This is a genomic window from Methanoculleus taiwanensis, from assembly GCF_004102725.1.
GTDB classification, from domain to species: domain Archaea; phylum Halobacteriota; class Methanomicrobia; order Methanomicrobiales; family Methanoculleaceae; genus Methanoculleus_A; species Methanoculleus_A taiwanensis.
The window spans coordinates 796,623-820,044 of record NZ_LHQS01000001.1; the positions used below are offsets into that span (position 1 = coordinate 796,623).

A 23,422-nucleotide genomic window follows, 5' to 3' on the forward strand; every position below is an offset into this window, starting at 1 on the left:
AGCATGCGAGTCTGGAAATTCGGTGACGACATCGATACGGATGCAATCATCCCCGGCAGGTTCCTGACGATCTACGACGAAAAGGAACTTGCAGAGCACGTCTTTGAGGGAACCCGCGACGAACTTCGCGCAACCGTCGCGGAAGGCGACATACTCGTCGCCGGCAACAACTTCGGGTGCGGTTCGTCCCGCGAGCATGCCCCCCTCGCGCTCCGGGGTGCCGGGATACGGGTTGTGATCGCGAAGTCCTTCGCCCGGATCTTCTACCGGAACGCGGTCAACACGGGGCTCCTGCCCCTGGTCTGCCCGGAGGCGGAGGCGATCGAGGACGGTTCCGCGATCGCGGTGAACACGGCCGAAGGCTATATCGAAGTTGACGGCAGGAGGCTCGCCATCGAGCCGGTGCCGCCGTTCCTCCAGCGCATCGTGGATGCCGGGGGACTCGTCGAGTATGCAAAGGGAATGGATGAGGTGGAGACATGTACAGGATCGCAAGCATAGGCGGAGATGGGATAGGCCCTGAGATCATCGAGGCAGGAAAGGTCGTGCTGGACGCTGCCGGCGAGCGGTACGGCTTTGACATCGCGTGGGAAGATTTCGCTATCGGGGCCGACCGCTACCTCGCGACCGGCGAACTCATCACCGAGGACGACCTTGCCGACCTCTCCCGGTTCCGGGCTATCTACTTCGGCGCCATCGGTGACGACCGGGTGAAACCCGGTGTTCTCGAGAAGGGTATCCTGCTTGCCCTCCGGTTCCACTTCGACCAGTACGTCAACCTCCGGCCGATCAAACTGCTGGAGGGGGTCGCGACCCCGCTCGCGAACAAAACTCCGTCGGATATCGACTTCGTCGTCGTCCGGGAGAATACCGAGGACTTCTACGTCGGTATCGGGTCGCGCTTTGCCGGCGAGAGCGAGAAGGCGACGCTTGAGGTCGTCCGCGACATCTACCAGGTGAAGTTCGGGATGGACGTTACGACCGACGCGGAGGAGATCGCCTACCAGATCGGCGTCATCACCCGCGAGGGAGCGGAACGCGTCATGCGCTATGCCTTCGACCTTGCAGAACGGCGGGAGAAGAAACTCGCCTCCGTGGACAAGGCGAACGTCCTCTCCGACGTCTACGGCCTCTGGCGGGACGTCTTTACGGGCGTTGCGAAGGATTACCCCGACGTTTCGACCGAGTTCAACTTCGTCGACGCCGTCACGATGTGGTTTGTGAAGAACCCCGAGTGGTACGACGTCGTGGTCACCCCGAACATGTTCGGCGATATCATCACCGATCTCGGGGCGATGATCCAGGGCGGGCTCGGTCTCGCCCCTGGCGGGAACATCAACCCGCAGGGCACTTCCATGTTCGAGCCGATCCACGGGTCGGCGCCGAAGTACAAAGGGCTCAACGTCGCAAACCCGATGGCCACCATCTGGGCGGGATCGATGATGCTCGACCACCTCGGCGAGCACGAGGCTGCGGCGGCCGTTCTCCGCGGTATCGAGCAGAGTATCACCGGGCGGTTCGTCACCCGGGATATGGGCGGGAAGGCGACGACGAGCGAGGTCGGCGAGCATATCGCGTCGCTCGTCCTGCAACACTAATTCTTTTTCCCTGCCCGTATCGGGCGGCAGTCCCGAAAAAAAGTATGGCGATCTACTCAACCCGCTTCTCAAGAAGCCTGCGGATAGCCTGAAGCTCCGCGAGCACGGCGTCGTCGCCCGTCGTTGCAGGCTGCTCGGGCTGGCCTTCGGTCGCGACGGGAGGGGCGCCCCGGACAAAGCCCATGATCGTCTCCCGGAGGTCTTCAGCGTCCTCGATCCCGTTTAAGTGGATCTCGGCTCTGGCCTGGGCGGAGTAACCCGCCGTCTGGACCCGGAGAGACGAGAACCCGAGGTAGCGCATCAGCGGCCCCTGGGTAATGTCGACGTTCGTGATCCGGTTGTAGGGGACGATCCCGGTCTGCCGGAACCAGACCCCGCGCTTCCACGAGATCTCGTCGGGAGTGAGCCGGTAGACGACGCTTTCGTAGTAGAGCGGGATCCAGACCGCGATGAAGGCGAGGGCTGCGGCGAGCGGAACCCCGACGGCGAGAACGGCAGGCAGTGATCCCGTGAGGCCGAGGGGCAGGACGACGAAGGGGAGGACGAATACCACGACGATCAGGAGAAGCGAGATATACATATATGTCCGGTATGCCGGTTCGGGTTTGAACGGCTCTCCGATGCGAAAAGGTACGGTTGCCATCTGTATCACCTCTCTGGTTTGCGCTTCCCGGTGTTGAAGGTATCAGTTCGGAAGCACGGGTGCCCGCCTACGTATTGCCTGCAATGAGCCGGTAGTATGTCCCGTGGTAATCAAGGATGATGTTCCGGACGTTTCCATGCTCATCCGGGTACCAGGCGTAACGGGTTATCAGTTCCTCCTCTTCGTCGGGCGTGATACGGATAGAACTGTATCCGGGGTTGTTTGAGAGACGGGGGAGGTGATCGAGGAGTGTGCCGGTCGGCCGGATGATCCTTTCCTGATCCAGGATCATCGCTGCAAGCGCCGGGTACCCGGTAAGATCGTCCTCGGTCAGGCGGTAGACGATCTCGTCTTCCGGTGTGTCCTTATCGACCGCCTGCACCGCAAGGTAGCCCTGTGAGAAACCGACGACGGCGAATGCCGAGAGCAGCGTCATCGCGCTGAGCGAGACAAAGAGAACCAGTATAAGACCTTCAAGCCGCATGGTGCCTGTTATAGATGAATCGCCTGATGGATATAAAAATCCATGCTCTTCCGGGAGGCCGGAATAACCTCCGGGTTCATTCAATTGTCCTCTTCATGATAGTCCGATCTACTCCGGCACCGAAATAATCGCCGCAGTAGTCGACCTCAAAAAATCCGTTTCTGTCATACAGGTTTCGCCCGGGGACGTTCGCCGGTGAGACCGATAAAAACACCTCGCGTATGCTCATGCTCCGAAACGCTGCAAGGATACCCGCGACAAGTTCCGCTCCCACACCCTGCCTCCGGTCTTTCTCCCGGACGGCGAGCCGGATGATCCACGCCTGGGTCGGGTCCTGCTGCACCCGGGCGCCGATGGTATACCCGATGACCTCACCGTCACGGTCGGCGACGAGGAAGGTCTCCGGGAAGAGGACGCCCGCCTGCCTGATGAAGACCGCGGGTTTGCATTCTCCGGGAGTATTTGCCTCTTCGAGGGAACAGAGGGCGGTGTACTCGCTCTCCCGATAGCGCCGGATCGTAAGAGTCATAGCATGAGGTTTCGCGGATGACGTAAAAAAGGTAATACCGGAGCTCCGCCGCACGGATCGATGAAGGGGTCTGCCTCTCACAGTGTTTTTTCGCTGCCTTTCTGCTTCTCTTGCTTCTTCTTCTGACCCTGTTCGAGCATATCGCGAGCCATCTGGTACGTCTCGATCTTATACTGCATCTGCTCGATCCAGTGCTCTTTCATCTTTATCCGTGAATCGATCATCCGTATCATAAGTTGCCGGATCTGATCCTCGCCGAGGCACTTCCACATCTTCTCGACGAGCTGGCCGTGTGCATCATAGCCATGGTACGTCATACTCGTTTTCCTCCCAGGGACAGGGCACCCCCTGTGCCGGTAAGGATATTAAAACCTTGTGGGGCGACAAAAACTGGTAATACTGTGATTGCAGAAGTGACATCTGATCCGGCATTCGCTCCTCCCGCTCTCCCCGCCTGCCGTGCCCGCAGAGATCAGCGGATAAGGGAGGATCAGTTCCGTTTCCTGCGCCAGGCTATATTCTCCGCTGCTTTCCGTCCATACAGGCGTTCAGCACTTCATCAAGAAGCTCGAGCGTCCCCTCGACCCCGGCAAGCGCCCGGGCGCGGAGGTGCACCCGTCCCCTGACCGGCGGCGTTAAGGGGACGAAAGGAATATTTGGAAGGACGCTCCGCTCGTAGGACGAACCGATGACGAGATCGGGTTCGCACGCCCTGAGCCGGTCCGCTATCCGGATGAAATCGACCGTCTCCTCGACCCGGAAGCGGGAGGGCGGGGTGTGGTTTCGGGAGCATATGCAGGCTATATCGGCGTCGAGATGCCGCTCGAGCGTCTCGGCGACGAAGACGGCATATGCCCCTCCTCCACATACCGCTACCCGGGGCGGCTCAAAACGGCGCAGGTACTTGTCGCATGCCTTCGCGATCCGCTCCTCTGCCGAGGCGATCTCCCGGTAGACGGGTGCGGGATCGAGAGACTCACAAGCATCCGTGAGTCTTTCGAAGGTCTCGGCCACTGCGTCGAGGCCGAGGAGGGAACCGTACCATTCCCCGACGCCGCTCGCAAGGTCGGGGTTCGTGCCGATCGTGAACGGAGCCGCCCGGTATGCCGCTTCGAATCGGTCGCAGCAGAAGGTCGTCCCGATCTCCGCGCCTGCCATGGTAAGCAGGCGCCGGGCTTCAAGCATGTTCCCCCGGTGCAGCGGATCGATGAGGCTGACCCCGTCGATGTTGATGCCCTGCCTCCCTTCGTCGACAGTCGGGCGTATCCGTTCCAGTGCCGCATGGTACCCGGCCTCGAGCGTACCGAGGAATCCCGGGCTGTCGACGAGGAGCAGGTCGTGCTCGTCGGCAACGCCCGCGAGGTCTTCACCGAGGATCGCGGGCACACAGGTGGTGACGACGGCGATATGCTCGTAGCGATCGGCAACCTCGTCGATAACCTCGGCGAGCCGTTCTTCCGTCCCGAAGATGATCTCGTTCTCGACGAGGAACGTCCCGTAGATGGGGGCACCGACGAGGGAGGCCGGGTAAAAGTAGCATCCGCTCGAACCGTGGACGATGACGGCGAGGTTCTCAAACCCGGCGAGGCACGCGACCGCTCCGGTCATGGCACACGGCCAGAGCGGGTTCGTGCAGTCCTGCTGTGCGGGGGGGTGCATGGGGTCTCGCAAGATCATCGATGTGGCGGGATAAAAAGGGTGGCGAAGGGACGGGCGCTTCACCGGCGTCGATCCGAATGATGGGGTATTATCTTTTTATTCGTGAATATATGCGGTATGAAGACTCAGAATCGTATCCTGATCCTGGTTGTGCTCCTGCTGTTCGCGGGCGGTTTTGTCTCTGCCGGATCCGCTGCCGGTACTGCGGATGTAACGATCGTCTCCTCCCCCGGAGGCGCCGCCGTCACGATAGACGGCTCCTACGTCGGCATGACCGGAGCAGGGTCGACCATCCCGTTCTCGGTCAGCGTGAACGCAGGAACGCATACCGTGGCCGTAGCGCTTCCCGGGTACCAGCCCTCGGTCACCACCGTTCAGGTGAACCCCGGTGAACTGCGGACGCTCTCGATAACCCTTGCTCCTTCCCCGCCGTCGGGTGCGGTCTATGTCGCCTCGACGCCAGGGAGTGCGGCGGTGACGCTCGACGGCGGCGAGTCGCAGACGACTCCCGCAAACTTCACCGCTGTGGCGCCCGGGACGCACTCGGTGAAGATCACGAAACCGGGATTCGTCCCCTGGTCGAAGACGGTAACCGTGACGGCCGGAAAGACCGTGACCGTTAACGCGATCCTGAACCCGGCGCCTGATACGGGGACGCTTTCGGTCACGTCGACCCCCCCCGGTGCCGATATCTACCTTGACGGAACGTACCGGGGGCATACCCCGCTGACCATAGGGAACGTCGTCCAGGGCGGGCACGAGCTCCGCCTCCTGCTCGCCGGGTATCAGACCTGGACAGGGACGGCGTCGGTCGCCGGCGGGAAGAGCACTTCGGTCAACGCCGTTCTCATCCCGACGCCTGCCGGAACAAACGGAGATGTCGCCGTGACGTCCACGCCTGCGGGAGCGGCGATCTACCTCGATAGCACTTACCGGGGTACGACTGTCGCCGGGAACCCGATAGATATCACCGGGGTCTCTCCCGGAACGCACACCGTCACGCTGACGCGTGCCGGGTATGCCGATTACGTCACCGGCATCTCCGTTGCTCCGGGTCAGACGGTGCGCGTATCCGCTGTGATGCAGCCGGGTGCAGGCCCGGGGGAGGGTGGTTCAATCGCCGTCTCCTCGACGCCCTCCGGCGCTGACATCTACCTCGACAACCAGTATCTCGGGATAACGCCGCTCACAGAGGCAGGTGTCGCGGCCGGTTCGCATACGCTGCTCCTGAAGATGAACGGCTACACGGACTGGTCGGGCGAGATCCAGGTGACGGCAGGGAAAAGCACCGAAGTCACGGCAGGTATGATGGCGGTGCAGAGTTCGCAGGAGGCAGGGGGCGCCCCCATCATGCTGCCGGCCGTGCTCGCGCTCGCCGCGGTGCTCTTCCTCGCGGGCAGAACGAGAAAAGAATAATTCCCTTTTTCCCCTCTGGGCGGCTTTAGCGTTTTACGACCATGACCGGTTGGTGAGCGTTCTTGACGACGTACTCGGAGACGGTGCCGAGCAGACGGTCACGGAGATTGCTTCTGCCGTGCGAGCCTATGACAATGAGGGAGACGTTCTCCTCGTCGGCTGCTTTGACGATCTCTTTCCCCGGGTCGCCGATGGGTGTCCGGAGATGCACCCTGAGCCCTTCCCGTTCGAGCTGCCGGCGGGTATCGATGATGCTGTTCTGGATCTCCTCCCGTAGCCGTCGCTGAACCTCGGTCTCGACGTCCGGCACCGAACCGAGAAAACCCGCTCCGCCCGATGCGATCATGGTGATGTCCTTCTGGTCGATGACATGCACCATCACCACCTCGAGGGTGCCTGCGGCCTTCAGATCCCGGATAGATTCCATTGCTTTCATCGAGGGCTCGGAGAAGTCGGTGGGGAATAAAATGCGCTGAAACACGGCTCAATCCTCCTGTATGGATATCCAAACCTTTGCTCACCCTGTATATAACAGTACGGTTGGGCGAGGGTAGGAACCGGCTGTTATCGGTGGCTGCCGGCACGGATTGCCCGCTGCCAGCGGTGCAGCATCCGGTGAACCCCCCCGGTTCCGACCGGGGCCGGGTAGGGTGCAGATAGTGGGATCCCATCCTCTGCGATGCGGAGATCGAGTGCTTCTGCAAGTTCTCTGATGATCTCCCGATCGATCCCGTCCTCTTTGAGCATCGGTGAGAGGCGGTTGAACCTGACCCGGTTTCCGGCAAGTTCCCTGAACTCCGAGAGGATCTCCTCCTGGTATGCAGCCTCTTCACGCACCGCTTTACGCGTATCCTGCCCCGTCAGCCTGCCCACCTCTTCGAGGAACCGGAGGGTTCCGGCAAGACCCGTCGGAAATGAATCGATAAAGGGTGTACCGTGCCGGTGCCGGAGTTCTTCCCCGACCGGCAGGAGAGCCGGTTCGCGGAGGATGTTGAGCGATCCCGCACCGAGACGGGCGATATCGTCCGTGCCGATCCCCCGGACGAACCGGAGGTTCACCGGAAGGTCGAAGTACGCGAGCAGGCGCATCAGCTCGGCGTAGTTCTCGTCGACATCCGCTTCAAGGTTCTTCTCCCCGATGAGCGTCACCCCATCGCTCTTGCGAGAGCAGGGTACGGCAAGGGTTGCGGCGGCGAGCAGTGCGTTTGAGACGCCTGTCTGGAAGGTTCCGCCGAGGAATCCGGCCGTCCGGATGGGAACGACCGGAAGGTTCCACTCGTGTGCGCAGACGGCCTGGACGTCGTCGCCGATGGTGTCGACGATACAGGTGGAGAGGACGAAGAGCGACGACGGGGACGGCGAGAGTCCGTGGGCTTTATCGATGCACCGCAGAAGCGCGTCTTCGCCGCCGAAGATGATCTCGTTCTCGGAAAGGCCTGTCGAGAGGAGACGGGGGACGGCGACCGTATCGTTTCCGAGCAGCGTTGCATGGAGGAGGGAAAAATTGTGGTGGGTGCATCCGGCAGGGCCGTGGATGATGCAGACCGCGTCGCGTATCTCCGTCACCACGGCAAGAGCGCCGGTCAGGGTGCACCCTTCAAACCTGAACAGATTCGAGGGCAAAGGCTTCGAGTTCATCCATGTCGAAGGGGGTCGGAATGCTCGTCCGGGTATTCCTGTAGATCTCGTCTGCGAGCTGCCGGTAGACGTCCGCCTGGGCGGAGTCGGGGGCATACTCGATGACCGTCTGCTTATTCAGCTCGGCGAGCTGGACGATCCGGTCGCGTGGGATGTACGCTATCAGGGAAGAGTTGATCCGCCGGGCGAACTCTTCCACGAGATCGCGTTCCCCTTCGATATTCTTCGCGTTGCAGATGACGCCGCCGAGCCTGCAGCCGTTTCTGACCCTCTTCGAGAGGCGGGCGATTGCTTTCGCGATATTGTTTGCCGCATAGATCGACATCAGTTCGCCTGAGGTGACGAGGTAGACCTCCTCGGCGTAGTTCTCCCGCATCGGCATGGCAAAACCCCCGCAGACGACGTCGCCGAGGACGTCGTAGACGATCACGTCGCCGTCGAGAGCGCCAAGCCGTTCCAGGAGCTGGAAGGTTGCGATGATCCCGCGCCCTGCGCACCCGATCCCGGGTTCGGGTCCGCCCGCCTCAACGCAGCGCACGCCCGAGAACCCGGGGTAGACGACGTCGTCCACGGTGAGATTTGCATCTCCCCGCTCACGGATGAGGTCGAGCACGGTCGGAATCCACGTTCCGTGCATCAGCATGCGGGTGCTGTCGTGCTTCGGATCACAGCCGATCTGCAGGATCTCAAGGCCGCTTTTAGCCAGTGCTGCCGAAAGGTTAGCCGACGTAGTGGATTTGCCGATGCCACCTTTCCCGTAGAGGGCGATCTGTTTCATCTGAGAACCCATCTGTAATGCGCTCGCTCTCCTCAAATAATTAATCTGGATTTTCGTAAAGACAAGTGGATATGCATGACCCGGAGTATGCGGCGTCTCCGGCCTGCTGTTCCGATACGGGCGTATATCTGACCCTTTTTACTCTATCACCGTCTGCTCGGGCTCCCGGCGGCCACGCCGGGTGCGGCGGGCGGAGACCTTCTGCCCGGAACCGTCTTGCGCTTCTGCCGGTGCTGCGGAGCGGAGCGTCAAAACGTACTCTCTCACATAAATAGCTTTGTCCTTCGTCAAACCAGGTCAGATGATTCCTTTTAGGGGACGGGCAACTGTGAGAACTCAGTTTAATATTCAGAGTCATATAAATCGCTATATATTATCCAGAAGGTATATAATGGGCGAGTTAAAAACCTACGTACACCACAGGGGAACTGCGTATATGGACCCACACTACCGTTCACGACTGATTGCCGTTGTCATCGCCATGATCGCCATCTGTTCGGCGTTTTCGGTCAGCCCGGTAGCTGGATTCCGACTGGAGAACAGGGATGGAAACGGCACCGGAGCAACACTTGCCGAAGCGCTGGTAATGCAGGAGAGCACCAAGATCGAGGAAGCGTTTCTGGAGAACGTGACCGTCTACATCGACAGCCGGAGCGACAAGTTTGAGCCGTACAAAAACTCATCCCTCGAGGGTTTTGTGAACGGTGTCTACAGTCTCGAGGAGGATGCGATATACCTCCGATCGGACTTAAATCCCGAGCGGGCGGACGAGACGCTCGTCCAGCAGGTCGGATTCCGGGTCTACCACCGGAAGGGGCTTGCAAAGAGCGATCTCCTCGCGTCGCTCACACCGGCATCCGGATCGTATCTCGACCGGATCTGCACCCTGCCGGGCGAGGTCACCGGGGCAACCGTCTTTGCAAATGCCTTCATGCTCTATTACACATCCCCCGAGCTCCTTGAGTCGGAGAACCCCGAGCTCTATGCCTACATCGACCTGCTCGTCGAGACGGGAGGGGATGCGGCGGTCGTCGACGACCTGTACCGCACCTCCGAGCCGGCGTGAGGCTTTTTTCACGCTCTTTTCTCATTTGGGGACTCTTTTCTTTTTCCCGGGCTCTCCCCGATGCCGGGAGGCATGCTCTGCTCCGGTAAATTATGCATGACCGTTGCCCATTCCGGGAAGAACGGCCAATCGATTATTACGCTGTGAAATGCCAGCCACATTGGATTTTTCCAGTACTTCTGAATCTATCCAGCAGAATTGAGTTATATTCTCGACCGTTCAATGATTCTTACGGGTCTGATTGCCTCTCGAGTGTCTGTGAGCCTCCCGATATTCGATTGAATCCTGGTGGGGCGGCGTTCATTCGGCTCCCGGCACGGGAAGAACCCACGCAGAACGGCGATCCCACGGGCAGGTCTGACCGGGAAAAATGAATCTGAAGGATCAAAGGCGATAGAATGTCAATGCAGTACGAAAGAATACTCCAGGATTCGTTTGATTTCACGAGCGACGCCCTCTGGGGGCGGTGGGTACGGTGGCTCCAGCTCGTTGCCTGTATTATTATCTTCCCGCTCATGTACGGGTACTTCGTCCGGATCATGCGGGGCGATACGCCGGCGCCGGAACTCAGCGGCTGGGGGAGGCTCTTTGTCGACGGCTTGAAACTGCTCGTCGTCTACCTCGTGTACGTCGGGTTCATAATCCTCATCGCGCTCGCCCTGATAGCAGGTGCCGGCATCCTCGGTGGGATCGGGAGCCCCGTCTATCTCGTTTCCGCTATCGCGGCAGGCGTTCTCTTCCTCCTCGTCTGGCTCGTAGCGCAGATGGCGGCGGTGCGGTTCTCGCGGGAGGAGTCGCTCCGGGAAGCGTTCAACATCTCCGCGATCCTCGGCCACATCCGCGCGATCGGGTGGGGATCGTATATCCTCTCCCAGGTTATCCTGCAGATCGTCCTTATGCTTGTCACAACGGTCCTGGTCTTTCTCGTCACCACCGTCACGAGTATTCTCGGGGTCGTGATAGGTTTTCTCGGTTTTGTTCTTCTCCCCATCTTCCTGCTCGTGCTCTATCCGGGGATCTACATCTTCCAGTACCGCTACAACACCCTCGTCTACGAGAGTGCGGCGGCGTGATCGGGTTCCCCGACTAACTCCGTTTTGATTTGCAGGTTGAGAAAACAGGTGAAGAGCATGGCAGGCAACGCGTTTCACAAGTATTTGCTGGAGGAGCGGGAGAAGTGCGAAACACTCCTGAAAGATTCGGGAGCGTATGACAGGGTGCCGGAACAACGCAGTTCTGACCAGATCCACTGTTACCGAAAACTCGGATCCATCTATCTGTATTCCGGAGAGACCGACCTTGCCGGACGGATGTTCTCCAACCTCTCCCTTTTCGGAACGGCCATCAAAAAATCCCGGTTCGACATCAAAGGGTTCAAAGAAGAAGATAAGAGCGATCTAAGTTTTCTCGTGATGATAGCAAAAGGAGAGATAGAGAATGCGATTTATCTCCTTCTTGCAGAGAAGAACCCGGATCAGGTTCACCGGCTCGTTACGTGGGCGGCGGAGAACAGCGATCTTCCACCCGACTACGTCGGCGGGATGATAGGGGTCAAGGGCTATCAGGAGGTCGCCGTCGGATACCTCTGGCACGGCTACGCCCTGATCTGCCTCGGGCGGTACGGGGAGGCGCTTCCGCTGCTCACGCAGGTTATCCCGCTCTTCGTCCAGACCCGGAAGATGGGCATTGAGGTCTGGCAGAAGGTCGAGTATGCTCTCCCGAAAGCGCTCGTACCCCTCTGCGAGTTCAAACTCGATCCCACCGCCGACCGCCTGAAAGCGGCGCAGGAGGGGATCGAAACCTACCTCAAAAGCCTGAAGATGTACCGTGATCGTCTCAGTGGCCTCCTCTACTACTTCCACCTCAAGAAGCAGTTCGCCGAGGTCTACGAGGCCGATCCGGCATCGTTCGTCCCGTCCTCCGGGAAGGAAGCGAAGCAGCCGATCGCGGCACCGGTCACCGGCCGGGAGAAGGATCCCGAAGGTATGATCGTCATGGTACTGACCCAGCTGGATCCGCCGAAGGTCTGGACGCTGGGATCGTTCGGGTGCTACGCGGAGTTCGAGGCGTTCACTGCATACGTCAGCTCCCTTGGCGGGTATCCGGCGCTCGAGGCATTGATGGACACCTATACCCTCGAAGAGCAGCAGGAGGCGCCGCCGCTTGTCGAGGAGTGCGAACGGCTTCTCCGGCTCCGGGATCTCGACCCGAAGGTCCGTGCCGTTGCGGAGGAGATCCTCTCGGCTCTGCGGACCGCGGTGCAGGAAGGTGCAATTCTGGACTGCACGGTGGTGGAGATCCACCAGGGGTAAGGGCTGCTGTGAGGGATCGGTTCCAATCCCTTCCAGGCACGGTGCTATTCTGAATTACCTATTGGCCGGATGCACCAGCTTTTTCTGAGAGACGCCGACGACAATCCCGATAGCAAAAAGCGGTGCGCCCCGGCCGCCCGCCTCAGTCGAACCGCTTGAATATCCCAAGGAAGAGCATGATCACCGGGATGATCTCAAGGCGCCCGATCCACATGATCATGATGAAGAGCACCTTTGCCGAGCCTGACATGTCGGGGGAGACGAACCCGGTGCTGATCCCGTTGTTGCACATCGCCGAGACGACCTCGAAGATGACGTTGCTCGACTCGAACCCGGTCGGCTGCAGGTGCATCACGACGACGGTGGCGATGAAGATCGTCAGGAAGTAGAGCATGATGATCAGCATGTTCCGCGAGACCTCGAGGTCGGCGATGTTCTTCGGGATGACCTTGCCTTCGTACTTGAACGGGACGAGCACCTTCCCCGAGACGAACATCCGCCGGAACCACCAGAGCAGGCTCTGCGTGCCGAGGACGACGCGGGAGAGTTTGATACCTCCGGCGGTGCTCCCGGACGCCCCGCCGATCACCATCAGCATCGAGAGGAAGAGCACCGTGACGCTTGCCCACTCGTTCGGCGAGGTGACCTGAAAACCGGTGCTCGTCGCGGCCGCGACCGACATGAAGAGCGCCTGGCGGATCGCCGTCGGGGTATCGGCGAAGGTGAGGGTGACGAGATCCCAGGTGATGACTGCGATACCGAGCGCGATGAGGATGAAGAGCAGACGTGCTTGCGAGTCGGCGAAGAACTTCACGCCTTTTTTGTTGTACATATAGTAGTAGAGCTTGAACGGCAGGGCGCCGGCGATCATGACGGGGATGATGAGGATCTCAAGAAGCGGGTTGTCGTAGTACGGGATCCCCGCCGAATGGACGGAGAACCCGCCGGTGGCGATCCCGACGAGCGCGATATTGACCGCGTCCCAGACCGGTATCCCGGAGAGGAGGATCAGCCCGACCGAGGCGGCCGTCAGGACGAGGTAGATCTTCCACATCTCAAACCCCGTCGCGACAACGCTCGGCATCAGCGCCTCGCTCCGTCCTTCCGACCGGTAGAGCCGGAACTGTGTCAGGCCCGTCCTGCTCGCCATGGCGATGGTGAATGCGACGATCCCGATACCGCCGAGCCACTGCATCAGCGACCGCCAGAAGAGCAGCGTCTTTGGCAGACCGTCGACATCGGGGACGAGGGTCAGGCCGGTATCCGTCCACCCCGACATCGCCTCAAAGACGCTGTCGAGGTAGGGCATGCCGACCCCGAGCGTGAACGGCAGCGCCCCGACGACGGCACAGATCAGCCAGATGATAGCGACCGCCATGAGGGCCGCGGAGAGGGGCGGTTCCCGTTCCCGGTGGGGAACCTTCGTGAGCAGCGTGCCGAGGAGAAAGAGGGTGATCGGAACCGATGCCATCGGGAGCAGCATGTTCCACTCCTGATAGATCAGCGTGATAAGGAGCGGCACCGCTGTACCGATGCTGATAAATCGGAAGATATTGCCGATATCGGGTGCGATGATGGAGAACTGCTCGACCCTGTCCATCGATAAAACAACGCTCTATCGCGTATTATCTCTTTTCTTGTAAGACTAACGAAAACCGGCGGGAACAGGCGGAGAGAGGGGATACTTCCACCCCGTTCCTGCAGTCCCGCGGTTCAGGCACGATCGGGCGATGCCTCGATGAAGATCCTGCGGTTGATGATCTGCCAGGCGAGAATGAGCTGAACCGCCTCGCCCGCCGTCAGGTACGCATCGTCGGCGGCGAAATTGAGCGGGTGAATCTCGGTCTGATCCTCGATGTTCTCCTCAAGTTTCCCGATGACGTCGCCGTTGAGTTCGCCGTCGAGCGTGAGCGCCCCCATGGGCCGGCCGTAGAGCTCGTCGACGGAATATTCGAGGAGGAAGTTTCTCTCCGAGAGCGAGAGGAGTGAGAAGAGATCGATCGAGAGATCGATATCCCGGATGCTCCGATCAAGCCTGCTCTGACAGAGCGATACCTGGTAGATGTTCCGTTCCTCGCTCACCGCCCGCCCGTACTTCGAGTACGAGATCCTGATGATCGCATCGGCGAATGCGCACTGCGGGGCAACGTATCGCTCGTAATCGGGTCTGCGCCGGATCATCTCCTGGACGACCGCCTCCGGCCGGTAGCCCCGCCGTTCAACGTCGCGTTTTATCTTCCAGGCACGCTTGACCTCGGGGTCGGGATCGACGTAGAGTTTGAAGTCGATGAGTTCCCGGAGGCGGGGCGTGAAGAAGGGGTGCAGCCCTTCGAGGATAACAATCTTGGTGGGTGAGAAGGGGACGGGGTCTTTGAAGGTGCCGTCGTCATGGTTGTACACCGGTTTTTGAATCGTTTCTCCGGCTTTCAGCGCCGTGACATGCTCTTCAAGAAGCTTGAACCGGTTCGCCTCCGGGACAAGCGGGGTGACCCCGAGCTCTGAGCGCTCCCGCCGGTCGAGCGAGTGGTAATCGTCGAGCGTGATAGTGGATACGAGTTCCTCCCCGAAGATCTGGCGTATTGTCCTGGTGAATGTCGTCTTTCCGGAACCGCTGTCTCCTGCGACCCCGATGATGAAGATATAGGGCGATGCTGCGATGGTATCCCTGAAATTCGCGGGCGGCATTGTGAATTATGGGTTGGACGGTAGTCTATCGTTAAGATTTCGGTAGCGGGAACACGGAAGTGATCCGCACGAAAAAATGGTTCGGTAAATCGATCTCCTTTCGCTCTTTTACCGCCTGTTCGTCCAGAGATCGTGGACGTTGCAGTAGATCCGCGCCTTGACGTTTGTATCGTCGATCCAGGGAAACGTTGCCTCGGGCGGCCCTGTCGGGTCGAGTTTCTGGATAGAGAGGTACGGGCTTTTTCTGACCTCGACCCACTCGATGTGGTGTTCGGGTTGCATGGGGTGGGGCGTCGAACCGATCTTCACCCTGATGCCCTGGTCGGCCTTCTCGATCACCGGAACATGCTTCTCCGTAAGCCCTTTCTCATCCGTCTTCTCCGGGAGGCGCTGCCACTCGCAGGTCGCCTCGCCGGTGCATATGGTGGCTTCGGGGCTGTCTCCGGAATGCGATACCTTCACCACGTCTCCTGTGGATGGGCACTTGTATAACTCCAGCAGTCTGCTCATGGTGCATTGCCTCCTTCTCTGACGAGGGGGTCGTCCTTATGCCTTTTAACGATTTCGTCGGCGAGTCGATCGAGTGCGGCGAACGCTTCCTCACCGGGCATTCCCAGAATCATCACCGGTTCGATGAGTTCGACTTTGAGACGGTCGAGCATTCCGGTGATCCGGTCGACGGCTTTCCCTCCCCACCCGTACGACCCGATGACCGCGGCATACCGGGTCTTCGGGCGGAGGAGATTCGTGATGTAGGCGGCGGAGATGACCTCGGGGTGGGGGCCGAAGATGACCGTCGGCGTCCCGATGACGATGGTGGCGGCATCGACGATCGCCATGGCAAGGTCGCCGAGGTCGGTCTTCGTCAGGTTAAAGGGTTTGACGGTGACGCCCCGTGCTATAAGCGCCCCGATAAGGTGATCGATCATCATCCGGGTGCTCCCGTGCATCGAGACGAAAGGAAGGACGACCTCGTTCTTGACGGCATCGCCCGTCCAGTCGCGGTAGGCGTCGAGGATCCGTGACGGCTGGTCGTAGAGCGGCCCGTGGCTCGGCGCGATGATATCGATCTCGATCGAATCAAGCCTCTCGAGGTACCCCTGAATGCTCTTTCGAAACGGCATCATGATCTCTGCGTAGTAGCGCTTCGCAGCAGGATAGAGGGCGGTCGTATCGTCTGCGTAGAGATTGCTCGTGGCGTAGTGAGCACCGAAGAGGTCGCAGGAGAAGAGGAGGCGATCCTCCTCGAGGTAGGTGAGCTGCGTATCGGGCCAGTGAACCCAGGGCGTAATGAAAAATCTGAGCGTCCGGTCGCCGAGGGAGAGCGTGTCGTCATCCTTGATGACGCGGATCTTCTCCTTCGGGATATGCAGCAGTTCCGCCAGAAGGTCACGAGCCTTCCCGTTCGTGATCACCTCCGCGCCCCCGTAACGCTCGAGTATCGCCGGGATCGATCCGGAATGATCCTGCTCGGCGTGGTTGACGATGATGTAATCGATCGAGGTGATCTGAAGGCCGTCCAGGTTCGCGAAGAGCTCCTCCATCTTCGTCGGATCGACCGTATCGATCAGGGCCGTCTTCTCGCTGCCACGGACGATATAGGCGTTGTAACTTGTCCCGTTCGGGAGCGGGATGAGTTCGTCGAAGAGTTCTCTGTCCCAGTCTATTGCCCCGACAGAGAAGCACCCGGGGAGAATCTCACGTGCCGGCATGATCAGGTCTCCTTCGGTGGACGGGTGTTCTCCGCGAAGGTTCTGCGTGGGTTGTGTCGATATACTGGCATCTCGTCTGACCTCCAGATTCTGCACTGGCGAGCGTGTCCGGATCTGCCCCGCACCCGGTCGTCCGGCGGCAGAACGATCCGAACCGCTCGCAATACTCCCCTGTCCGGTCTGATCCCGGATAACCGTTTCGGCGATGGCAGATCAGAGAAGTGTCGTCTGTACCGCTTTAACGCTCCCGCCGCCGTGCCTCCGGACGGTGTTTGAGAAGAGGTGCGCCTGCCGCGTCGGCTCGGGGAGGCGGTACCCACGATCGGCGGCGAGGACGAGACGTACCGCCGGTTTGAGGTCAATCCGGTGACCGACGGAGACGTAGACCGGTTTGACCCGGCTCTTCGTCCGCACCGCCATTCCGATCACCTCATCCCTGCTCGTGATCGGGCTCGTCGCCCCCCGGTCCCGGGCAGGTTCGTCCACCGTTCCGGTGAGCAGTCTCTTTGCGACGCCGACCGTCGGCCGGTCGAGAAGCACCCCCATATGGCTTGCTATCCCGAGGCTGCGGGGGTGGGCGATTCCCTGACCGTCGAAGAGGATCACCTCCGGTTCCGACTGAACCTTCCGGAACGCCTCGAGGAGTGCCGGTCCCTCCCGGAACGTCAGGAGACCGGGGATATAGGGAAAGGTTGTCTCTGCCTCTGCCCAGGCGTACTCGACCGGGGTAAGCTCCGGGAACGTGAGGACGACGACGGCGGCGTAGATGACGTCCTCTCCCTTTGCATACGATGCATCGGCACCGGCGATCAGGTGGATAACCCCGGGATCGCCGTGCGGGATGACCTGTCTTCGAAGTCTCTCCTGGAGAAGGATCGCCTCCTTCGGTGTGCAGTCGAATGAGTGGGCGGCAGGTATCTTCATACCCGCCTCCCCGCGCCGCTCGCCACCGCCGCCTCATACACCGCTTCGGCAACCTCTTTTGTCACCCTTTTGTCGAGGATGCTCGGGAGGATCCGCTCCCGGGTCGGCCGGGTCACGAACCCGGCGAGGGCGCGGGCGGCAGCGAGTTTCATCGCGTCGTTGATCACCGTCGCCCGGGCGTCGAGCGCCCCCCGGAAGACGCCGGGAAATGCGAGAACGTTGTTGATCTGGTTTGGATAGTCCGAGCGGCCGGTGCCGACCACTGCAGCTCCCACACGTTCGGCGGCATCCGGCATGATCTCCGGGACGGGGTTTGCCAGAGCGAAGACGATCGGATCCTGGGCCATAGCCTGCACCATCGGCTCAGTGACGATCCCGCCTGCAGAAACCCCGATGAAGACATCCGCCTCCCGCATGGCGTCGGCGAGCGTCCCCTGCCGGTTCTCTGTGTTGGTTTCGTGGGCGAGGATGTACTTGTGCGTGTTCTGCAGGAGATCGCTCCGCCCCCGGTGGATGATTCCTCGCGTATCGGCGACGATAATCTCCCGGACGGGGTTGCAGCTGCTCCCCTCCATCCCTAGGCACCGGAGCAGCCTGACGATGGCGTACCCCGCCGCCCCCGCACCGCTTACCGCGATGGTGAGGTCATCGAAGTTCCTGCCGGTGACCCGGGCGGCGTTCATGAGTGCGGCGAGCACCACGATCGCCGTCCCGTGCTGGTCGTCGTGCATCACCGGGATACCGAGATCTCCGAGTGCCTCTTCAACCTCAAAACAGTTCGGTGCGGCGATGTCTTCGAGGTTGATCCCGCCGAAGACCGTGGCGATCTTTCTGACGCCCTCGACGATATCGGCGGGAGAGCCTTCAAAACAGATCGGGACGGCATCGATCCCGGCGAACTCAGAAAAGAGTATCGCTTTTCCCTCCATCACCGGAATTGCAGCGGAAGGCCCGATATTCCCGAGACCGAGCACCGCCGTGCCGTCCGTCACGATTGCCACGGTGTTTGCCTTCATCGTATAGTCATAGGCTCGCGCCGGGTCTCTCCGGATCTCCCGGCAGACCGCCGCTACCCCGGGAGTATAGGCTAAAGCAAGGTCGTGCATGGTTCGAAGGGGCACTTTGGAACGAACTGCGAGTTTTCCACGGAACTTCCGGTGCAGTGCGAGTGACTCGCGGTAGAGTTCGTCGTCCATGTCGCTGACTTACCGGTCAGCTACATCTACCTTTCCGTAACTTCCGCTTCGGGCTGCCGGGCGGGATGGCCGGACGTTCGGAGGACGGGCTGTGCCGCGTTTCGATACTGCGGAATCTTTTTATGCTCTGAGCCATGGTATCCCGCCTGACCGGGATGCGGGGTGAGAAGCGTGGCCAGGTGGGTCTGCAGTGTCTGTGATTATGTGTACGACGAGGAGATGGGGGATCCGGCGACCGGGATTCCCCCAGGAACCGTTTTCCACGACCTTCCCGATGACTGGCAGTGTCCGGGCTGCCGGGTCGGCAAGGAGGCGTTCGTGCGCAGTGAGGGAGAAGAGGATGTGAATGAAAATGACGAACTCTGAATCGACTACGGTCGCCGATCTCATGGCGGCCGAGCTCGCGGCGTGGGGTATCCGCCTGATCTTCGGCATGCCCGGGGAGTCGTCGCTGCCGCTCGTCGACGCGATCAGGAGGCGTGACGACCTCCGGTATATCGTCGTCCGGCACGAGGAGACGGCGGCGATGGCGGCGTCGGCGTACAACAAACTCACCGGCGGGGTTGCCGTCTGCCTGACGATAGCGGGTCCCGGCGCCACAAACCTTGCGACGGGCCTTTATGACGCCAAAGAGGATCGCGCTTCGGTCCTTGCGCTGAACGGGCAGGTGAAGACACAGTACGTCGGGCCGGGTGGATTTCAGGAGATCGATCAGGACGCGTTCTTCCGGCCGGTGACGGTCTTCAACAACACCATCTCCGACCGGTCGACGGCGGTCGAACTCCTGACGCGAGCCCTGCGCCACGCGATCATCGATCACGGCGTCGCCCAGCTCTCCGTGCCGAGCGACATTCAGAAGGAGAGCCTTTCGGCCTCTTCCTGCAGGCGGGAGGCCTGCCTCTCGGACGGGGCGATCGTTCCTGCCGGCGACGCCGCCCGCCGGGCGGCGGAGGTTATCGACCGGGCGGAGCGTCCCGTTATCGTTGCCGGATGGGGTGCCATGAAGGCTGCAGGGTATGTCCTCGACCTTGCCCGGAAGATCGGAGCGCCGATCGTCACCACGTTCCGTGCCAAAGGCATCATTCCGGAGGATAATGAGTGGGTTATCGGGATTCATGGGCATATAGGGCCCCCACAGGCGGCAGAGGCGGTGAAGGACGCCGATCTCCTGATCACCTGCGGGGTCGGGTTCTCGCAGTATACCGGCCTTCCCAGGGATATACCCACGGTGCAGGTCGAGATCGATCCGCTCCGGATAGGGCGCCACCCGTTCGCCGCTGCGCTCTGGGGAAGCGTCGAGCATGTCCTCCCGGATCTCGTCCGCCGCGTCCGGGAGCGGGAGAGCGGAGCGGTTCTGCAGAGGATCGCCGGCATGAAACGGGAGTGGGCGGAGACGCTCGACCGCGAGGCCGATCCGGATGCCGTTCCCCTTCGCCCGCCGTATATCATGAAGATCCTCTCGGAGACCCTTCCCGAGGATGCGGTGATCACCATCGACGTCGGGGAGAACGGGTGGTGGTTCGGCCGGAACTTCCGAATGAAGAATCAGCGCTTCGCGATGTCGGGTTACCTTGGCACGATGGGGTTTGGGCTTCCCGGGGCTATCGCGGGGAAGCTCGCCTACCCCGACAGGACCGTCGTCTGCATCACCGGTGACGGCGGTTTTGCCATGGTGATGGGGGAGCTGCTCACTGCCGTCAAGTACAACCTTCCCATGGTGGTGGTTGTCCTGAACAACCACGAGCTCGCCATGATCACACAGGAGCAGAAAGAGGCACACTATCCGCCCTATGCGACCGATCTCCTCAATCCGGACTTCGCCGCCTACGCCGGGCTCTGTGGCGGCGCCGGTCGCCGTGTCACCCGGCCGGCAGACCTCCGGGGCGCGCTCACCGAAGCGATAGAGGCCGACCGGCCGTTCGTCGTGGATATCGAGACGGATCCGAAACGGTTTGAGTGACCGCCGCCATCCGGGGCGGTGTGGAAACGGTGATATACCGTTGGTGAGATGATGGTGCTTTCATGAGTACTGCAGATGAGGAGATCGCGATCCTTGCGGCGAAGATACGGCGTGCCGCTCCCGGTCTTGCCGCCCGGGAGGAGCAGGAACGACAGGACGCTCTCAAGGCTCTTCGGGAGATCTGCATCTGTCCGGGATGCCCGACGTACAACGTCTGTGCCGAGCAGGCCGCCGAGAAGTTCTTCTGCGCCGAGGGAGGAAGCACGGTCTGTATCCAGGGCGAGCACGGGTGCCTCTGCCCCGACTGCCCGGTTCATGCCGAGATGGGTCTTTCTCACCGTTCCTTCTGCACGCGAGACTCGGAGACGGTGCAGGGCTACGGGACGCCGGAGCGGTGAGCGGGACGGTGCACAGGTTCTAGAGGAGGGATGAGTATGCCGAAATTTGAAGAGCTGGGGCGGGATTTAGCCGAGCGGGACAGGAACGAGCGGATGCGCATGATTGCGTCGCTCAACCTCCAGTGCCGGTGCCCCGGGTGCCCGACACATACTGAATGCGCAAAGCGGAACCAGGAGAAGCTCTTCTGCTTCAACGGGAAGAGTTTCATCTGCATCGAGGCGGAGAGAGAATGCCTCTGTCCCGACTGCCCGGTTCACGACGAGATGGGACTCCGTTACGCCTTCTTCTGTACGCGGGGCTCGGAGAAGGCGCAGCGCTATGAGCACGACGTATGGGGGATCCAGCATTAGCGCTTCTAAAAATGCAGAGGGTTACCCCTCGCTTACGTAGTCATAGAGAAAGGCGGTGAGAACTGCCCGACGATCGGCTCTGATGAGTAGACCGGGAAGAACTCCCGGAGGTCGTATCGCCGAGGAGCCGGTGCCGACGGGAGAAGGGCTCTGATATGCTCTTACGGGTTGTCCGGCGCCGGTGTATCCCTCCGGTTGCCGGGTAAAAAGATTCGGGGGGAGAGCCCCCCTTCTGTTTCCTCCTCTCCTGCTCAAGATCACTTCTGTCCGCCGAATGCCTCATAACATTCCGGGCAGAGAGCCCGCGGCACCTGCCGTTTCATCTCTCTGGCCGGGAACGGGTAGCCCCCCTCCCAGAGTTCGACGTTATCCCGGACGGTATGCTCCATACACAGACCCACTCCGCAGACGACGCAGACGGCAGCTGCATCGCTCACCGCCCCTTCCGTGGCACATACATAACACCGCATCCATTACCCCTCCTGTTCCACCGGCAGTGCAGAAGACCGTTTTGTATGCTGAAGGATTGGTTTTTCATGTCCCTCTCTAAAAACGGGGCACGCACGGCTCGATGGGAGCACATGTGTAGCGGCGACCATCGTGGATATATATTTCGGTGGGGTGGGGAGTCTGTCCCCGAATCTTACCGATAGGTACCGGTTTTTACAGAACGCCGTCCGACCGTCTTCTAGAACCACTGATCCAGCGTCTTCTGGCGTGCCTTCACCGAGAACTTCTCAAGAGCTCCCTCAACGCGCTCCGGGGAAAAGTCGAACCGCCCGGAGAGCATCTCGATGACGCCGGCGGTATCCGGCGGCGACCAGGCGAGGTGGTAGTCGTCGGATACCGGAGGGTTTAAGAAAAACTCTTTGATGGGTGCAGGATCGAACTCCGGCAACCTTTCGGCGATGACGGACTCAAATTCGCCGCCCCTGACCAGTTTGAGTGCGGTCTTTCCGCCGACACCCTTTATCCCGGGGTGGTAGTCGGTGCCGACCAGGATGCCGATCTCGACGAGGCCTTCCCGGGTGATGCCGAGGCAGTCGAGGAAGGCGTCAAGGACAATTCGCTCCGGACTGACTGTTATCGTCCGCCCCCGCATCTTTCGCCGCCCGCTTACGGTGAGGTTCCGGACGAGCACCGGCGAGCCGAAGAGGAGCGAGTCGTAGTCCTGCGAGACGGCGAACCGGACACTCCCCTTTCGTGCCATATAGGCTGCCTGCGCTTCACCCTCGCTCGGCGCCTGCACCCAGGGGATGCCGAGGAGTGTTAAGAGCTCCTGCGCGGTCCCGATGATTGAGGCGTCGACGCGAGCGGAAGCACTTGCCTGCTTGTACGCTTCGGCTATATCGCCGACCCGGAGCGCCTCTTTCCAGGCATTTCCTGCGCGGGTTCTGACTTCCCGGCGCTGATCGATCGTCTCCTGCTTGAACGTCGGGGGTGTGCCGTCGAAGACGTAGACCGGCCGCAGCCCCTTCTCGACAAGGTTTGCGGTCCGAAAGAGGAGTCCCGTCAGGTGCGAGGTTATCTGCCCGTCGGCGCTCATCAGCGGCGTGCCGTCTGGCTGGCGGATGATCGAGAGGAACTGGTACAGCGCGTTATGCGCATCGATAGCGGCGATACCGGAAAGCGCGTCCAGGTCGACCGTTTCCCTGCAGTCGGCAGCAAGATCGCGGAGTGCAACACCCATATACCCTACCAATGAGCCGGGATGTGTGTATAAATGTTGGTGATCGGGGTCAGCGGTACATCCGCCGTGAGAGTCCGTCGACGATATCCTCCATATGAGCGACGGTGTTATCATATTTGGCGTTCATCGTCGTTGCCATCTCTTCGAGGTTTACCCGCATGGTGCGTTCTCGGTTGATGACATTCTGTTCGAGGCTGATGATCTTCATGCCGAGGGAGATGATCAACCCGCCGAGCGAGAGCATCATGAAGGTCGCCGCCACCGCAAGGATCAGATCCTGCCAGAACCGCATCACCAGAACGACGGTGGAGATCACCATCACGATGGTCAGAATAATGTCCGTGATGAGTTCACGAATATCCATACTTTTAGATGATGAAAAT

28 protein-coding genes are annotated in these 23,422 nt (G+C 60.6%); 10 read left to right on the plus strand and 18 right to left on the minus strand.

Annotated elements, in window-relative coordinates; genetic code table 11:
* Positions 1-3 precede the first annotated feature (3 nt).
* On the plus strand, positions 4-501 hold the full coding sequence (locus ABH15_RS04070) for a 3-isopropylmalate dehydratase small subunit (RefSeq protein ID WP_128693069.1): 498 nt from the start codon (positions 4-6) through the stop codon (positions 499-501).
* Positions 480-1,598, plus strand: a complete 1,119-nt coding sequence (locus ABH15_RS04075) for a 3-isopropylmalate dehydrogenase (protein ID WP_128693070.1) — start codon at positions 480-482, stop codon at positions 1,596-1,598. Before ABH15_RS04070 ends, ABH15_RS04075 begins: the two co-directional genes overlap by 22 nt.
* A gap of 52 nt (positions 1,599-1,650) precedes the next feature.
* Here the strand turns inward: ABH15_RS04075 and ABH15_RS04080 are convergent, their stop codons facing one another.
* The 5 genes from ABH15_RS04080 to ABH15_RS04100 form a co-directional block, all read right to left on the minus strand.
* Entirely contained in the window at positions 1,651-2,241 is a 591-nt protein-coding gene (locus ABH15_RS04080) for a PH domain-containing protein (protein ID WP_128693071.1), read from the minus strand.
* Positions 2,242-2,308: 67 nt separating this feature from the next.
* Positions 2,309-2,725 carry a hypothetical protein gene (locus ABH15_RS04085; protein ID WP_128693072.1) on the minus strand — a complete coding sequence of 139 codons (417 nt, stop codon included), beginning with the start codon at positions 2,723-2,725 and terminating at the stop codon, positions 2,309-2,311.
* A gap of 76 nt (positions 2,726-2,801) precedes the next feature.
* Positions 2,802-3,254, minus strand: a complete 453-nt coding sequence (locus tag ABH15_RS04090) for a GNAT family N-acetyltransferase (RefSeq protein WP_128693073.1) — start codon at positions 3,252-3,254, stop codon at positions 2,802-2,804.
* Between the two features lie 77 nt (positions 3,255-3,331).
* Entirely contained in the window at positions 3,332-3,571 is a 240-nt protein-coding gene (locus tag ABH15_RS04095) for a hypothetical protein (RefSeq protein WP_128693074.1), read from the minus strand.
* Positions 3,572-3,767: 196 nt separating this feature from the next.
* A complete protein-coding gene (locus ABH15_RS04100) occupies positions 3,768-4,931 on the minus strand; it encodes a nitrogenase component 1 (RefSeq protein WP_241647995.1) in 1,164 nt (387 codons plus the stop codon).
* Between the two features lie 99 nt (positions 4,932-5,030).
* On the opposite strand from ABH15_RS04100, the gene ABH15_RS04105 reads away from it, so the two are divergent.
* A complete protein-coding gene (locus tag ABH15_RS04105; protein WP_128693075.1) occupies positions 5,031-6,329 on the plus strand; it encodes a PEGA domain-containing protein in 1,299 nt (432 codons plus the stop codon).
* Positions 6,330-6,354: 25 nt separating this feature from the next.
* On the opposite strand, the gene ABH15_RS04110 is transcribed toward ABH15_RS04105, so the two are convergent.
* The 4 genes from ABH15_RS04110 to ABH15_RS14060 all read right to left on the minus strand — a co-directional run bounded on the left by ABH15_RS04110 (position 6,355) and on the right by ABH15_RS14060 (position 9,012).
* Complete coding sequence (locus ABH15_RS04110; protein WP_128693076.1) at positions 6,355-6,810, minus strand: universal stress protein; 456 nt, start codon at positions 6,808-6,810, stop codon at positions 6,355-6,357.
* Between the two features lie 83 nt (positions 6,811-6,893).
* The gene (locus tag ABH15_RS04115) at positions 6,894-7,952 is read right to left on the minus strand and encodes a nitrogenase component 1 (RefSeq protein ID WP_241647997.1); all 1,059 of its coding nucleotides are present in this window, start codon (positions 7,950-7,952) and stop codon (positions 6,894-6,896) included.
* Positions 7,927-8,745, minus strand: a complete 819-nt coding sequence (gene cfbC, locus ABH15_RS04120) for a Ni-sirohydrochlorin a,c-diamide reductive cyclase ATP-dependent reductase subunit (protein ID WP_128693078.1) — start codon at positions 8,743-8,745, stop codon at positions 7,927-7,929. The genes ABH15_RS04115 and cfbC overlap by 26 nt, the downstream gene beginning before the upstream one ends.
* A gap of 138 nt (positions 8,746-8,883) precedes the next feature.
* A complete protein-coding gene (locus ABH15_RS14060; RefSeq protein ID WP_277749819.1) occupies positions 8,884-9,012 on the minus strand; it encodes a hypothetical protein in 129 nt (42 codons plus the stop codon).
* A 169-nt stretch (positions 9,013-9,181) separates the two neighbouring features.
* Here ABH15_RS14060 and ABH15_RS04125 point away from each other — a divergent pair, with 169 nt between their 5' ends.
* The 3 genes from ABH15_RS04125 to ABH15_RS04135 all read left to right on the plus strand — a co-directional run bounded on the left by ABH15_RS04125 (position 9,182) and on the right by ABH15_RS04135 (position 12,123).
* Entirely contained in the window at positions 9,182-9,811 is a 630-nt protein-coding gene (locus ABH15_RS04125; protein WP_128693079.1) for a hypothetical protein, read from the plus strand.
* Positions 9,812-10,215: 404 nt separating this feature from the next.
* A complete protein-coding gene (locus ABH15_RS04130; RefSeq protein WP_164913626.1) occupies positions 10,216-10,884 on the plus strand; it encodes a DUF4013 domain-containing protein in 669 nt (222 codons plus the stop codon).
* Positions 10,885-10,941: 57 nt separating this feature from the next.
* Positions 10,942-12,123: a hypothetical protein gene (locus ABH15_RS04135; protein WP_128693081.1), complete on the plus strand. Its 1,182-nt coding sequence runs from the start codon at positions 10,942-10,944 to the stop codon at positions 12,121-12,123.
* A 142-nt stretch (positions 12,124-12,265) separates the two neighbouring features.
* On the opposite strand, the gene ABH15_RS04140 is transcribed toward ABH15_RS04135, so the two are convergent.
* The 6 genes from ABH15_RS04140 to ABH15_RS04165 form a co-directional block, all read right to left on the minus strand.
* Positions 12,266-13,723 (minus strand): TrkH family potassium uptake protein, encoded by a 1,458-nt coding sequence (locus tag ABH15_RS04140; RefSeq protein ID WP_128693082.1) that lies wholly within the window; start codon positions 13,721-13,723, stop codon positions 12,266-12,268.
* Between the two features lie 113 nt (positions 13,724-13,836).
* The gene (locus ABH15_RS04145; protein ID WP_128693083.1) at positions 13,837-14,808 is read right to left on the minus strand and encodes a phosphoribulokinase; all 972 of its coding nucleotides are present in this window, start codon (positions 14,806-14,808) and stop codon (positions 13,837-13,839) included.
* A 108-nt stretch (positions 14,809-14,916) separates the two neighbouring features.
* Positions 14,917-15,318 carry a desulfoferrodoxin family protein gene (locus tag ABH15_RS04150; RefSeq protein ID WP_128693084.1) on the minus strand — a complete coding sequence of 134 codons (402 nt, stop codon included), beginning with the start codon at positions 15,316-15,318 and terminating at the stop codon, positions 14,917-14,919.
* Positions 15,315-16,520 (minus strand): FprA family A-type flavoprotein, encoded by a 1,206-nt coding sequence (locus tag ABH15_RS04155; RefSeq protein WP_128693085.1) that lies wholly within the window; start codon positions 16,518-16,520, stop codon positions 15,315-15,317. Before ABH15_RS04155 ends, ABH15_RS04150 begins: the two co-directional genes overlap by 4 nt.
* A 213-nt stretch (positions 16,521-16,733) precedes the next feature.
* Positions 16,734-17,444, minus strand: coding sequence for a deoxyribonuclease V (gene nfi / locus ABH15_RS04160; RefSeq protein ID WP_128693086.1), 711 nt, complete (start codon positions 17,442-17,444; stop codon positions 16,734-16,736).
* Complete coding sequence (locus tag ABH15_RS04165; RefSeq protein WP_128693087.1) at positions 17,441-18,640, minus strand: NAD(P)-dependent malic enzyme; 1,200 nt, start codon at positions 18,638-18,640, stop codon at positions 17,441-17,443. Before ABH15_RS04165 ends, nfi begins: the two co-directional genes overlap by 4 nt.
* 171 nt (positions 18,641-18,811) lie before the next feature.
* Between ABH15_RS04165 and ABH15_RS04170 the strand changes: the two genes are divergently transcribed.
* The 4 genes from ABH15_RS04170 to ABH15_RS04185 all read left to right on the plus strand — a co-directional run bounded on the left by ABH15_RS04170 (position 18,812) and on the right by ABH15_RS04185 (position 21,349).
* Positions 18,812-19,006: a rubredoxin gene (locus tag ABH15_RS04170; protein WP_128693088.1), complete on the plus strand. Its 195-nt coding sequence runs from the start codon at positions 18,812-18,814 to the stop codon at positions 19,004-19,006.
* A complete protein-coding gene (locus ABH15_RS04175) occupies positions 18,993-20,600 on the plus strand; it encodes a thiamine pyrophosphate-binding protein (protein ID WP_394342487.1) in 1,608 nt (535 codons plus the stop codon). Before ABH15_RS04170 ends, ABH15_RS04175 begins: the two co-directional genes overlap by 14 nt.
* A gap of 62 nt (positions 20,601-20,662) precedes the next feature.
* Positions 20,663-20,998 (plus strand): DUF2769 domain-containing protein, encoded by a 336-nt coding sequence (locus ABH15_RS04180; RefSeq protein WP_128693090.1) that lies wholly within the window; start codon positions 20,663-20,665, stop codon positions 20,996-20,998.
* Positions 20,999-21,034: 36 nt separating this feature from the next.
* A complete protein-coding gene (locus tag ABH15_RS04185; RefSeq protein WP_128693091.1) occupies positions 21,035-21,349 on the plus strand; it encodes a DUF2769 domain-containing protein in 315 nt (104 codons plus the stop codon).
* 257 nt (positions 21,350-21,606) lie between these two features.
* On the opposite strand, the gene ABH15_RS04190 is transcribed toward ABH15_RS04185, so the two are convergent.
* From ABH15_RS04190 to ABH15_RS04200, 3 genes are all read right to left on the minus strand, one after another.
* Entirely contained in the window at positions 21,607-21,819 is a 213-nt protein-coding gene (locus ABH15_RS04190) for a DUF2180 family protein (protein WP_128693092.1), read from the minus strand.
* A gap of 218 nt (positions 21,820-22,037) precedes the next feature.
* The gene (fen, locus tag ABH15_RS04195; protein WP_128693093.1) at positions 22,038-23,039 is read right to left on the minus strand and encodes a flap endonuclease-1; all 1,002 of its coding nucleotides are present in this window, start codon (positions 23,037-23,039) and stop codon (positions 22,038-22,040) included.
* A gap of 49 nt (positions 23,040-23,088) precedes the next feature.
* The gene (locus ABH15_RS04200; RefSeq protein WP_128693094.1) at positions 23,089-23,403 is read right to left on the minus strand and encodes a hypothetical protein; all 315 of its coding nucleotides are present in this window, start codon (positions 23,401-23,403) and stop codon (positions 23,089-23,091) included.
* Between the last annotated feature and the right edge of the window lie 19 nt (positions 23,404-23,422).

Excerpts from the sequence above, each read along its gene's own strand:
- ABH15_RS04070 (WP_128693069.1), top strand. The coding sequence starts at position 4 with ATGCGAGTCTGGAAATTCGGTGACGACATCGATACGGATGCAATCATC.
- ABH15_RS04075 (WP_128693070.1), top strand. The coding sequence starts at position 480 with ATGTACAGGATCGCAAGCATAGGCGGAGATGGGATAGGCCCTGAGATC.
- ABH15_RS04080 (WP_128693071.1), bottom strand. The coding sequence starts at position 2,241 with ATGGCAACCGTACCTTTTCGCATCGGAGAGCCGTTCAAACCCGAACCG.
- ABH15_RS04085 (WP_128693072.1), bottom strand. The coding sequence starts at position 2,725 with ATGCGGCTTGAAGGTCTTATACTGGTTCTCTTTGTCTCGCTCAGCGCG.
- ABH15_RS04090 (WP_128693073.1), bottom strand. The coding sequence starts at position 3,254 with ATGACTCTTACGATCCGGCGCTATCGGGAGAGCGAGTACACCGCCCTC.
- ABH15_RS04095 (WP_128693074.1), bottom strand. The coding sequence starts at position 3,571 with ATGACGTACCATGGCTATGATGCACACGGCCAGCTCGTCGAGAAGATG.
- ABH15_RS04100 (WP_241647995.1), bottom strand. The coding sequence starts at position 4,931 with ATGATCTTGCGAGACCCCATGCACCCCCCCGCACAGCAGGACTGCACG.
- ABH15_RS04105 (WP_128693075.1), top strand. The coding sequence starts at position 5,031 with ATGAAGACTCAGAATCGTATCCTGATCCTGGTTGTGCTCCTGCTGTTC.
- cfbC (WP_128693078.1), bottom strand. The coding sequence starts at position 8,745 with ATGAAACAGATCGCCCTCTACGGGAAAGGTGGCATCGGCAAATCCACT.
- ABH15_RS04125 (WP_128693079.1), top strand. The coding sequence starts at position 9,182 with ATGGACCCACACTACCGTTCACGACTGATTGCCGTTGTCATCGCCATG.
- ABH15_RS04130 (WP_164913626.1), top strand. The coding sequence starts at position 10,216 with ATGCAGTACGAAAGAATACTCCAGGATTCGTTTGATTTCACGAGCGAC.
- ABH15_RS04135 (WP_128693081.1), top strand. The coding sequence starts at position 10,942 with ATGGCAGGCAACGCGTTTCACAAGTATTTGCTGGAGGAGCGGGAGAAG.
- ABH15_RS04140 (WP_128693082.1), bottom strand. The coding sequence starts at position 13,723 with ATGGACAGGGTCGAGCAGTTCTCCATCATCGCACCCGATATCGGCAAT.
- ABH15_RS04145 (WP_128693083.1), bottom strand. The coding sequence starts at position 14,808 with ATGCCGCCCGCGAATTTCAGGGATACCATCGCAGCATCGCCCTATATC.
- ABH15_RS04150 (WP_128693084.1), bottom strand. The coding sequence starts at position 15,318 with ATGAGCAGACTGCTGGAGTTATACAAGTGCCCATCCACAGGAGACGTG.
- ABH15_RS04155 (WP_128693085.1), bottom strand. The coding sequence starts at position 16,520 with ATGCCGGCACGTGAGATTCTCCCCGGGTGCTTCTCTGTCGGGGCAATA.
- nfi (WP_128693086.1), bottom strand. The coding sequence starts at position 17,444 with ATGAAGATACCTGCCGCCCACTCATTCGACTGCACACCGAAGGAGGCG.
- ABH15_RS04165 (WP_128693087.1), bottom strand. The coding sequence starts at position 18,640 with ATGGACGACGAACTCTACCGCGAGTCACTCGCACTGCACCGGAAGTTC.
- ABH15_RS04175 (WP_394342487.1), top strand. The coding sequence starts at position 18,993 with ATGACGAACTCTGAATCGACTACGGTCGCCGATCTCATGGCGGCCGAG.
- ABH15_RS04180 (WP_128693090.1), top strand. The coding sequence starts at position 20,663 with ATGAGTACTGCAGATGAGGAGATCGCGATCCTTGCGGCGAAGATACGG.
- ABH15_RS04185 (WP_128693091.1), top strand. The coding sequence starts at position 21,035 with ATGCCGAAATTTGAAGAGCTGGGGCGGGATTTAGCCGAGCGGGACAGG.
- ABH15_RS04190 (WP_128693092.1), bottom strand. The coding sequence starts at position 21,819 with ATGCGGTGTTATGTATGTGCCACGGAAGGGGCGGTGAGCGATGCAGCT.
- fen (WP_128693093.1), bottom strand. The coding sequence starts at position 23,039 with ATGGGTGTTGCACTCCGCGATCTTGCTGCCGACTGCAGGGAAACGGTC.
- ABH15_RS04200 (WP_128693094.1), bottom strand. The coding sequence starts at position 23,403 with ATGGATATTCGTGAACTCATCACGGACATTATTCTGACCATCGTGATG.